The organism is Streptomyces sp. CG 926, from assembly GCF_003148825.1.
In the GTDB taxonomy this organism is placed as follows: Bacteria; Actinomycetota; Actinomycetes; order Streptomycetales; family Streptomycetaceae; genus Streptomyces.
Genome location: NZ_QGGZ01000009.1, coordinates 411550 through 423898, shown reverse-complemented (window position 1 = coordinate 423898; position 12349 = coordinate 411550). Strand labels below are relative to the sequence as shown.

2 protein-coding genes are annotated in these 12349 nt (G+C 72.7%); both read left to right on the top strand.

Going from position 1 to position 12349, the window contains the following annotated elements; all coding sequences use genetic code 11:
• On the top strand, window positions 1-1341 hold a 1341-nt coding region (locus BCL76_RS25175), incomplete at its 5' end, for a type I polyketide synthase (protein ID WP_146228420.1).
• A 46-nt stretch (window positions 1342-1387) separates the two neighbouring features.
• Window positions 1388-12253 (top strand): type I polyketide synthase, encoded by a 10866-nt coding sequence (locus BCL76_RS25170; RefSeq protein WP_109781644.1) that lies wholly within the window; start codon window positions 1388-1390, stop codon window positions 12251-12253.
• The last annotated feature ends 96 nt before the right edge of the window (window positions 12254-12349 follow it).

Here is a 12349-nt window from a genome sequence, read left to right as displayed (position 1 = left end):
GAGTGGAATCCGCGGGGCACGGTGCTGATCACCGGTGGTACCGGTGGTATCGGTGCGCATCTGGCGCGTTGGCTGGCGAAGGACGGTGCGGAGCACCTCCTGCTGCTCAGCCGTAGTGGCGAGGCGGCCGAAGGCGCGGCAGAACTTGCGGCCGAGCTGCGGGGTCTGGGCGCCGAGGTGTCGGTCGTGGCGTGTGACGTCACCGACCGCGACGCCCTCGCAGCCATCATCGAAGCCGTTCCGGCCGACCACCCGCTGACCGCCGTCTTCCACACCGCCGGCGTCGCCGGGCACGGCCCGCTGGACGAAATCGAAGCGGCCGGACTGGGCGGCCAGCTGTCGGCCAGGACGCGCGGTGCGCGCCACCTGGACGAGATCACGTCCGAACTGGGCGTCGAGCTGGACGCGTTCGTGCTGTTCTCCTCCGGCGCCGCCGTCTGGGGCAGCGCGAACAACGGCGCCAACGCTGCCGCGGGCGCGTTCCTGGACGGTCTGGCCCGCGAGCGCCGGTCCCGCGGTCTGACCGCGACCTCCGTCTCCTGGGGCGGCTGGCAGGACACCGCGATGGCCCAGGACGGCAACGCCGAGCAGCTCCTGCGCCGTGGTGTGCGCCTGCTCGACCCCGCGCAGGCGACCCTGGCCCTGCGGCAGGCCCTGGAGCAGGACGAGACCTCGCTGACCGTCACGGACATGGACTGGGAGCTGTTCACCCCCGGCTACGCCATGGCCCGCCGACGCCCGCTCATCGAGGACATCCCCGAGGTGGCCCGCGTCCTTGGCGACACCGAGGACACGGCGGAAACGCCCGAGGACGCGACCGCCGGGGCAGACCTGAAGGCTCGTCTGGCCGGCCTGACCGACGGCGAACGGCACGCACAGGTGTTGGCGTTGGTGCGCGGCGAGGCGGCCCAGGTGCTGTCCCACGCGTCGACCGCCGACATCACCCCGAACCGGCCGTTCCAGGAGCTCGGCTTCGACTCCCTGACGGCGATGGACCTGCGCAACCGCCTGAACCGGGCCACCGGCCTGCGGCTGCCCGCCACCCTCGTCTTCGATCACCCGAACCCGCAGCGGCTCGCCACCCACCTCCTGGCCGAACTCGCCAAGGGGGGAGAGGGCGACCTCTCCGATGTCCTGGACATCAGGCGGGAGCTGGCCAGGATCGGCCAGGCGCTGGACAGCGTCGCACCGGACCCCCAGGCCCGTGAGGACATCGTCGAACACCTGCGAGACCTCATGAGCAAGCTCGGATCCACCGAGAGGGACTCCACCACCGATCTCGAAGCCGCCACCGACGACGAGATCTTCGACTTCATCGACCGCGACCTGGGCGTGTCCTGAACACACAGCTGCCGGGCCTTCAATTGCTTCAGAGTGGGGTTTCACGATGACCGAGGACAAACTCCGTACCTATCTGCGTCGAGTCACGGCTGAACTACAGCAGACTCGTCAGCAGCTCCAAGACAGCCAGGACCGCGCACGCGAGCCGCTGGCGGTCGTCGGCATGGCCTGCCGGCTGCCAGGCGGCGTGGACTCGCCGGAACAGCTGTGGCACATGGTCGTCAACGGGGTTGACGCGGTGGGGGGTTTCCCGGACGACCGGGGCTGGGACCTCTCCTCGCTCTTCGACAGCGATCCCGACCGCCCGGGGACGACCTACACCCGGGAGGGTGCGTTCCTGCACGGCGCGGGTGACTTCGACGCGGGGTTCTTCGGCATCTCCCCGCGCGAGGCAATGACCATGGACCCCCAGCAGCGGCTGCTGCTGGAGACCTCGTGGGAGGCGCTGGAGCGGGCCGGTATCGACCCGGTGTCCCTGCGGGGCAGCCGTACCGGCGTCTTCGTCGGCGGTACGGCCATCGAGCACACCGTCAAGCTGATGAACTCGCCGACCGACCAGGGATACGCGATCACCGGCGGTTCGGCGAGCATCATGTCCGGCCGCGTCTCGTACGTGCTCGGGCTGGAAGGCCCCGCCGTCACGGTGGACACGGCCTGCTCGTCCTCGCTGGTCGCCCTGCACTCCGCGGCCCAGTCGCTGCGCCAGGGCGACTGTTCCCTGGCGCTCGCCGCCGGCGTCGCGGTGATGGCGACCTCCTCGGCGTTCGTCACCTTCGCCCGGCAGCGCGGTCTGGCCGCGGACGGTCGCTGCAAGGCGTTCTCCGACGAGGCCGACGGCATCGGCTGGGGCGAGGGCGCCGCGGTCGTCCTGCTCGAACGGCTCTCGGACGCGCGCCGCAACGGTCACCCCGTCCTCGCGGTCATCCGGGGTTCGGCGGTCAACCAGGACGGTGCGTCGAACGGTCTGAGTGCCCCGAACGGTCCCTCGCAGCAGCGGGTGATCCGCCAGGCGGTCGCCAACGCCGGACTGACCCTCGCCGACGTGGACATGGTGGAGGCGCACGGTACGGGCACGACGCTCGGTGACCCCATCGAGGCCCAGGCCCTGCTCGCCACCTACGGCAAGGACCGGCACGACGGACGCCCCCTCTGGCTCGGCTCCCTCAAGTCCAACATCGCGCACACCCAGGCGGTCTCGGGTGTGGCCGGTGTCATCAAGAGCGTGCTCGCACTCCAGCACGGGGTACTCCCCAAGACCCTGCACGCCGAGAATCCGAGCACCCAGATCGACTGGACCGAAGGCGAGGTGGAGCTCCTCACCGCCACGCAGGACTGGCCGGAAACGGGTCGTCCGCGTCGTGCGGGTGTGTCCTCGTTCGGCATCAGCGGTACCAACGCGCACGTCATCCTGGAGCAGGCCCCCGAGGCCGAGCCGGTGGAAGCGCAGCCGGTGGACGAGGCCGCGCCGGCCCTGTCCACCTCGCCCGCCGTGCTCCCCTGGCTGATCTCGGGCAACACCGAGGCCGCTCTGCGCGACCAAGCGGCGCGCCTGCGGGAACACCTGCGGGCCGAGGACGGCCTCGACGTCGCGGACGTCGGCTTCTCCCTGCTGAGTTCGAGGTCCCAGCTCGCCCACCGTGCCGTGCTCTTCGCCGAGGCCGGCGGCACGCTGCCGGAAGGACTGGAGGCGCTGGCCGAGGGCCGCGACCTGCCGGGCCTCGTCCGGGGTACCGGAGACGCCGGCAGTGGTGTGGTGTTCGTGTTCCCGGGTCAGGGTTCGCAGTGGGTCGGTATGGGCCGTGAGCTGTGGGATGCGTCCGCGGTGTTCGCGGACTCGATGGAGGCGTGCGAGCGGGCCCTGTCGCCGCTGGTCGACTGGTCGCTGCGGGACGTCGTGTTCCGTGAGGCGGACGATCCGCTGTGGGCCCGGGTGGACGTGGTCCAGCCGGTGCTGTGGGCCGTGATGGTGTCCCTCGCCGCGGTGTGGCGTTCCTTCGGTGTGGAGCCGGCCGCGGTGATCGGCCACTCGCAGGGCGAGGTCGCCGCCGCGTGCGTCGCCGGTGGTCTGTCCCTGGAGGACGGCGCCCGGGTGGCCGCGGTGCGCTCCCGCCTGGTGTTGGAGAAGCTGTCCGGCAAGGGCGGCATGGTCTCGGTGTCCCTCCCGGTGTCGGAGGTGGAAGAGCGGATCGCTCCCTTCGACGGTCGCATCGGAGTGGCCGCGGTCAACGGGCCTGCTTCTGTGGTGGTGTCGGGCGAGCCGGACGCTCTGGACGCGCTCCTTGCCTCGTGTGAGGCGGAGGGTGTGCGGGCGCGTCGTATCGCGGTGGATTACGCGTCGCATTCGGCGCAGGTGGATGTCCTGAATGAGGACCTCCTGCGGGAACTCGCCGACATCCGGCCGACGTCCTCGCCCGTCGCCTTCTATTCGACGGTGTCGGGTGAGCGGATGGACACGGCCGGTCTGGATGCCGGGTACTGGGTACGGAACCTGCGCGAGCGGGTCCAGTTCGAGCCGGTCACCCGCCTGCTGGCCGAACAGGAATACGGCGTCTTCGTCGAGTCGAGCCCGCACCCGGTGCTGACCATGGCGATCCAGGAGACGCAGGAGAGCGTGCTGGGCGCCGGGGCCGCCATCGGTTCGCTGCGCCGTGAGGAAGGCGGTGCGCAGCGTTTCCTGACCTCGCTGGCCGAGGCCTACGTGGCCGGTGCCCAGGTCGACTGGAACCAGCTGTTCACCGGCTCCGGGGCGGGCCGGGTCGATCTTCCCACCTACGCCTTCCAGCACCAGCGCTACTGGATCGCGGACGTCGTGGCACCGGTGGCGGAAGCCGCCGCCGATCCTGTCGACGCCGCGTTCTGGGGTGCGGTGGAGCGCGTGGACGCGGCGGGTGTGGCGGAGCTGGTCGACGGCGGTGCGGTCGATGCGTGGGAGCCGGTGGTTCCGGCGCTGTCGGCGTGGCGCAAGGGCCGTCGTGAGCGTTCCGTTCTGGACTCGTGGCGGTACCGCACGGTGTGGCGTTCGGTCACGGTGCCCACCTCCGGTCGTCTGTCGGGTGCGTGGCTGCTGGTGACGCCGGGTGGTGGGGCTCCGGTGGAGGAGGTCCGGGACGCCCTCGCGGCGGCCGGCGCCGAGGTGACCTCCATCGCGGTCGGTTCCGGTCTCGACCGTGCGGCGTTGGCCGCACGGCTCGCGGAGACTCCCGACGTGCAAGGCGTCGTGTCCCTCCTCGGCTGGGACGAGGACTCTGCTGTAACGGCGACACTGGCCCTGCTCCAGGGCCTGGCCGATGCCTCCGTGACGGGCCGGCTCTGGGCGCTGACCAAGGGCGCCGCGTCCGTCGGATCGGCCGATCCGGTCAGCCCCGTACAGACGCAGCTGTGGGCGCTGGGTCAGGTGGCTGGTCTGGAGCAGCCTGGTACGTGGGGTGGTCTGGTCGACGTTCCTCTCGTGTGGGACGAGCGGGTGGCTGCCGGGTTCACCGGTGTGCTCGCCGCGGGCGAGGGTGAGGACCAGGTCGCGGTGCGGTCGTCGGGCGCGTACGCCCGCCGTCTGGTCCGTGCGCCCCTGGGCGGCAGCCCCGTTCCGGTCCGGGAGTGGAATCCGCGGGGCACGGTGCTGATCACCGGTGGTACCGGTGGTATCGGTGCGCATCTGGCGCGTTGGCTGGCGAAGGACGGTGCGGAGCATCTCCTGCTGCTCAGCCGTCGCGGTGAGGCGGCCGAAGGCGCGGCAGAGCTCGCGGCCGAGCTGCGGGGGCTGGGCGCGGAGGTGTCGGTCGTGGCGTGTGACGTCACCGACCGCGACGCCCTCGCGGCCATCATCGAAGCCGTTCCGGCCGACCACCCGCTGACCGCCGTCTTCCACACCGCCGGCATATCCGGCTACGCCGAACTCGCCCTGGCCACCCCCGAACACTTCGACGACATCTTCTCCGCCAAGGTCCAGGGCGCACGTCACCTCGACTCCCTGACCGCCGACCTGCCGCTGGACGCGTTCGTGCTGTTCTCCTCCGGCGCCGCCGTCTGGGGCAGCGCGGGGACGGGCGCGTACGCCGCCGCCAACGCCTACCTGGACGGTCTGGCCTGGGACCGCCGCAGTCGCGGTCTGACCGCGACCTCCGTCTCCTGGGGCGGCTGGCAGGACACCGGCATGGCGGTCGACGGCACCGCCGAGCAACTGTCGCGGCGCGGCGTCGGACAGATGGACCCGGCCCTGGCCATCGAGGCGTTGCGGCAGGCCATCGAGCAGGACGAGACCGCGCTGACCGTCACGGACATGGACTGGGAACGCTTCACCCCCGGCTACACCATGGCCCGCCGACGCCCGCTCATCGAGGACATCCCCGAGGTGGCCCGCGTCCTGAGCGAGGACGCCGTCGTACCGACCGAGGACGAGTCGTCCGGCTCCGCACTGCGCGAGGGCCTCGCCGGACTCACCGTTCCGGAACAGCACGACCGTCTGCTGGAACTCGTACGCACCGAAGCCGCGGCCGTGCTGACGCACCAGACCACGGACGAGATCACGGCACACCGGCCCTTCCGGGACCTCGGCTTCGACTCGCTGACCGCCATGGAGCTGCGCAACCGGCTCAACGCGGCGACCGGACTGCGGTTCCCCGCCACCATCGTCTTCGACTACCCCACCCCGCAGCGCATCGCCAACCACCTGCACGAGCAGCTCTTCGACGGCAGTACCGCGGCCGCCGCTCCGCCGGTCCTGCGGACGACGGACGACGATCCGATCGTGATCGTCGGCATGGCCTGCCGGTTCCCCGGCGGGGTGCGCGGCCCGGAGGACCTCTGGCAGCTCCTCGTCGAGAACCGCGACGAGATGACGGACTTCCCGGCCGATCGCGGCTGGCAGGGTCTGGCCATGAACGACTTCATCGCGGAGTCGGGCTCGGCGCGCCAGGGCGCCTTCCTGGCCGAGGCCGCCGACTTCGACGCGGCGTTCTTCGACATCTCGCCCCGTGAGGCCCTGTCGATGGACCCGCAGCAGCGGCTGCTGCTGGAGATCTCCTGGGAGACGCTGGAGCGCGCCGGCTACGACCCGTCCGCGCTGCGCGGCAGCCGTACCGGTGTGTTCGTGGGCGGTACCCCGCAGGAGTACACGACCGTACTGATGAGCTCGACCGAGGCCGCGGGCGGCTACGCCCTCACCGGCGCCTCGGGCAGCGTGATGTCGGGCCGCGTCGCCTACGCCCTCGGCCTCGAAGGACCGGCCGTGACGGTGGACACCGCCTGCTCGTCCTCGCTGGTGACCCTGCACCTGGCCGCCCAGGCACTGCGCAACGGCGAGTGCGACCTCGCACTCGCGGGCGGCGTGACCGTGATGGCCACGCCCGGCGCCTTCGTGGAGTTCTCCCGGCAGGGCGGCCTCGCGGGCGACGGCCGGGCGAAGGCCTTCGCGGCGGCCGCGGACGGCACCGGCTGGGGCGAGGGCGTCGGCATGCTGGCCGTCCAGCGCCTCTCGGACGCCGTGCGCGACGGCCGTCCCGTGCTGGCCGTACTGCGTGGCTCCGCCGTGAACTCCGACGGCGCGTCCAACGGTCTGACCGCCCCGAACGGCCCCTCGCAGCAGCGCGTGATCCGGCAGGCCCTGGCCTCCGCCGGTCTCGGCGCGGCGGACGTCGACATGCTGGAGGCGCACGGCACCGGCACGGCCCTCGGCGACCCGATCGAGGCGCAGGCCCTGCTGGCGACCTACGGCCAGGACCGGCCCGCGGACCGGCCCCTGTGGCTCGGCTCCGTCAAGTCGAACATCGGGCACACCCAGTACGCCGCCGGCGTGGCGGGCGTCATCAAGTCCGTCCTGGCGCTGAAGCACAGCGTGCTGCCCAAGACGCTGCACGTGGACGAGCCCACCCCTCAGGTGGACTGGTCCGCGGGCATGGTGGAGCTGCTGACCGGGAACCGCGAGTGGCCGCGGACCGGCCGTCCGCGCCGCGCCGGCGTCTCCGCGTTCGGCATCAGCGGCACCAACGCGCACATCATCCTGGAGCAGGCCCCCGAGGACACCGGGTCCGCGCCGCAGGAGCCCACGGCGGATGTCGCGGGCTCCGGGGAAGACGCCCCGGTGGTGCCGTGGGTGATCTCGGCCCGCTCCGAGGACGGCCTGCGGGACCAGGCCCGGCGGCTCGCCGACCACCTGCGGGAGCAGGACGTCCGCCCGCTGGACGTGGGCTTCTCGCTGGCGGCCACCCGGGCGAAGCTGGAACACCGCGCGGTGCTCGTCGGCGCGGACCGGGACGAGCTCCTGGACCGTCTGGCGGCGCTGGCCGAGGGCGGGTCCCCGGCCGGTGCGGCGCGGGGCGTCGCCGGCGACGGCAGGACGGCCTTCCTGTTCACCGGCCAGGGCGCGCAGCGCCAGGGCATGGGTCGGGAGCTGTACGACGCCTACCCGGTCTTCGCCGAGGCCTTCGACGCCGTGTGCGCCCAGCTGGACACCCTGCTGGACCAGCCGGTGAAGGACGTCGTGTTCGCCGACGGCTCCGCCCTCTCGCGGACCGTGTTCACCCAGGCGGGACTGTTCGCCTTCGAGGTGGCGCTGTACGAGCTGGTCAGCTCGTGGGGCGTACGGCCCGACGTACTGCTGGGCCACTCCATCGGTGAGCTGGCCGCGGCGTACGTGGCCGGCGTGTGGTCCCTGCCCGACGCCTGCCGGATCGTGGCCGCCCGCGGCCGGCTGATGCAGGCCCTGCCGTCCGGTGGAGCGATGCTGGCCGTGCAGGCCACCTACGACGAACTCCCCGAGCTGCCCGACGGGGTGTCCGTGGCGGCGGTCAACGGCCCGCGCTCGGTGGTCCTCTCCGGCGACGAGGAGCCGGTGCGCGCCCTGGCCGGGACCTTCCGTGAACAAGGCCGCCGCACGAAGGAACTGACGGTCAGCCACGCGTTCCACTCGGCGCGCATGGAGCCGATGCTCGCCACGTTCGGCGAGGTCCTGGCCACGGCGGAGTTCCACGCCCCCCGCATCCCGCTCGTCTCGAACCTGACCGGTGAGATCGCGGGCGACGAACTGACCACCCCGGACTACTGGGTCCGGCACGTCCGCGGCACGGTCCGCTTCGCCGACGGCGTCGCGACCGCGATGAGCCGCGGGGTCGACACCTTCCTCGAACTGGGCCCGGGCGGGGAGCTGACCGCCATGGCCGAGGAGACCCTCGACCACCACGGCCACACCGGCACCCGCGCGACGTGCGTGCCCGCCCTGCGCCGCGACCAGCCCGAGGCCGCCTCCCTGGCCCTGGCCCTGGGACGGATCCACGCCGCGGGTACCCCGGTCGACTGGAAGGCCCTGTTCGCCGGGACCGGCGCACGCACGGTCGGCCTGCCCACGTACGCCTTCCAGCACAAGCGCTACTGGCTGGACTCCATGTCGGCCACCGGCGGGGATCCCGCTTCCATCGGACTGACCGCCACCGGGCACCCGCTGCTCGGCGCCGGGGTCGCGCTGCCCGAGTCCGACGGTTTCCTGTTCACCGGCCGGCTCTCCCTGGCCGCCCAGCCCTGGATCGGCCACCACGCCATGCTGGGCACGGCCCTGCTGCCGGGTACCGCCTTCGTGGAACTGGCCCTGCGGGCCGGGAGCCAGGTCGGCTGCGAGCTGATCGACGAACTCACCCTGGAAGCCCCGCTGGTGCTGGGCGAGCAGGGCGGCCGCGCCATCCAGATCCTCGTCGGCGGACTCGACGAATCCGGCCGGCGCCCGATCAGCCTGTACTCCCGCGCGGACGGCGACGGCGACGACGAGCAGTGGACCCGGCACGCCTCCGGTCTGCTCGCCGACGGCGGCGCGGCCGACACGGCCCCCGAGCCGGTGACCGTGTGGCCCCCGGCCGGCGCGACGGAGATCCCCGTCGAGGACTTCTACCCGAACCTGGCCGAGGCCGGATTCGCCTACGGGCCGGTGTTCCAGGGCCTGCGGGCGCTGTGGGACAAGGACGGCGAGCTGTTCGCCGAGGTCCGGCTACCCGAGGAGGCCGACGGCGAGGACAGCGGGTACGGGGTGCACCCGGCCCTGCTGGACGCGGCGCTCCAGCCGCTCGCCCTCGGCATCCTCGGTGGCACCGCGGACCGCGAGCCCATCAAGGGGGGCATGCCCTTCGCCTGGAGCGGAGTACGGCTGCACGCCACCCACGCGTCGGTCGTACGGGTCCACCTGGCACCCGCGGGCCGCTCCGAGGTGTCGGTGCTGGTGACCGACGACTCCGGCCTGCCGGTCGCGACGGTCGACTCGCTGACGATGCGGGATCCCGCACTGGACCAGTTCATCGGCTCCGGCTCCGCGCCGCGCCAGGACTCGCTGTTCACCCTGACGTGGACCCCGGTGCCGCTCGGCTCGCGCGAGGTCTCGGGCGAATGGGCGATGCTCGGCTTCGACCCGCTGTCGCTCCGGCCCCGCCTCGTCGAAGCGGGTCTCTCGGGTACGCCGTACCTCGACCCGCAGTCCCTCCTCGACACCGTGGAATCGGGTACCCCCGCCCCGGCCGTCGTGGCGATGACCTGCTTCGGCGGTGACCAGGGAGGTGTCCTCGCGGCCACTCACCACGCGGCGCACCGCGTGCTGGAGACCGTCCAGCACTGGCTGTCCGACGAACGGCTCGCGGGTTCGAAGCTGCTGCTGCTGACCCGGGGGGCTGTCCCGGTCCTCGACACGGACCGGACCACGGACATCGGCGGCGCGGCCGTCTGGGGCCTGGTGCGAACGGCACAGTCGGAGCACCCGGACCGGATCGTCCTGATCGACCTGGACGACGACGCCGCCTCCTACCGCGCGCTGCCGGCGGCTCTCGGCACCGGTGAACCGCAGCTCGCCCTGCGTGCGGGCGGCGCGAGCGCGCCCAGGCTGGCCAGGAACACCAAGGCGCCCGAGGGCGCCGGGGCCTTCGGTCCCGAGGGCACGGTCCTGATCACGGGCGGCACCGGTGCCCTGGGCGCCGTGGTCGCACGGCACCTGGTGGCCGAACACGGCGTACGGCACCTGGTGCTGGCCAGCCGCAGCGGCGCCGACGCGCCCGGCGCGGCGGACCTGGTCGCCGAACTGGGCGGACTGGGCGCCGAGGTGAGGGTGGCCGCCTGCGACGTGGCGGACCGGACCGCCCTGGAAGCCCTGCTGGCCGACGTACCGGCCGGGCAGCCGCTGACCGGAGTCGTCCACACCGCGGGTGTGCTCGACGACGCGACGATCGAGTCGCTGACCCCGGAGCGCGTCGACACCGTCCTGCGGACCAAGGCGGACGCCGCCTGGCACCTGCACGAGCTCACCCGGGACGCGGAGCTGCGGGCGTTCGTCCTCTTCTCCTCCGCCGCCGGCATGCTCGGCAGCCAGGGGCAGGGCAACTACGCGGCCGCGAACTCCTTCCTGGACGCCCTCGCCGCGCAACGCCACGAGGCCGGCCTGGCCGGTACCTCGCTCGCCTGGGGCTGGTGGGAGCAGCCCGGCGGCATGGGAGCCGAGCTCGGCCGGGCCGAACGTGCCCGGATGGCCCGCGGAGGCGTCACCGCCTTCACGGCCGAGACGGGCATGGCGGCCTTCGACGCCGCACTCGCCGTCGCCGACGAGGCCGTCCTGGTCCCGATGCGCCTGAACACCACGGTCGCCCGGCCCACCGGCGAACAGCAGGTGCCCCCGCTGCTGCGCGGGCTGGTGCGTGCTCCGCAGCGGCGGGCCGCCCGCTCCGACGCCCGGGCCACCTCCCGGCTGCACGAGCAGCTGGCCGCAGCGGCCGGGGCCGACCGGCTCTCCGTACTGGCCGAACTGGTCCGTTCCGAGGTCGCACACGTCCTGGGCCACTCCGGTGCGGAGGCGATCGAGGACGGTCAGGGCTTCGCGGAGCTGGGCTTCGACTCGCTGACGTCCGTGGAGCTGCGGAACCGGCTCAACGAGCTCACCGGACTGCGCCTGGCGTCCACCGTGGTCTTCGACCACCCCACGCCGGCCGCCCTCGCCGCCGAACTGAGCGAACAGCTCAAGGGCTCCGTCGTCGCACCCGCCGCCGCGCCGGCCGCGCCGGCCGCGCCGGCCCAGCAGCCGGAGCCGGCCGAGGCCCCCGCGGACACCAGCGGGATCGCCGTGATCAACGGTGTCGAAGCGATGTACCGGCGGGCCGTCGAGATCGGGCGCCTGGACATCGGGCACAGCGTGCTGCGCAACTCGGTCGACCTGCGCGAGAACTTCTCGGACCCGGCCGACGTGCGCAAGGGACCGGGCCTCGTGCGGCTCGGTGCGGGTGAGGCCTTCCCGAAGATCATCGGCTTCCCGTCGCAGTCGGTCTGGGCCAGCAACCAGGAACTGGTGGCGCTGGCCGAGCCGCTGCGCGGCATCCGTGACGTGTGGTCGCTGATGCTGCCCGGCTTCGTGACGGGCGAGCCGGTCGCGGACAGCGTGGACGCCGCCGTCGCGTACGCGGTACGGCGCATCGAGGAGCTGACGGAGGGCACTCCGTTCGTCCTCACCGGGCGTTCGTCCGGCGGTCGCGTGGCCCACGAGGTCACCGCGCGGCTGGAGGAACGGGGCATCCACCCGCAGGGGCTGGTCCTGATCGACAGCTACCTGGCCGGCTACGACCAGACCTCCTACATCGTTCCCGTGATGGAGGGCAAGGCGCTGGAGCTGGAGAAGGACTTCGGTCGGATGACCGGAAACCGTCTCACCGCGATGTCCGCCTACTTCGCCCTGTTCGAGCACTGGCAGCCGAAGGAGATCAAGACCCCGACGCTGCTCGTCCGGGCCTCGGAGTGCTTCGGCGTCGAGCCGGGCGAGGTCGGCCCGCCGCCGGAGAAGTGGCAGGCCGTGTGGCCGCTGGAGCACGACGCCATCGACGTGCCGGGCAACCACTACACGATGCTGGAGGGCAACGGTGACGTGACCGCCGCCGCCATCCACGAGTGGCTGCTCGCGCAGCGGTAACCGCACGGTGGTTCCAGGGGCCGCGTTCCGTGAGGAGCGCGGCCCCTTCGCGTGCCTCCGTGCCCGTACGGAGGCACCGGCGCGGCGGGCGAGCGG

Bases quoted from the DNA above. Each gene is read 5' to 3' on its own strand.
- BCL76_RS25170 (WP_109781644.1), top strand. From the start codon at position 1,388: ATGACCGAGGACAAACTCCGTACCTATCTGCGTCGAGTCACGGCTGAA.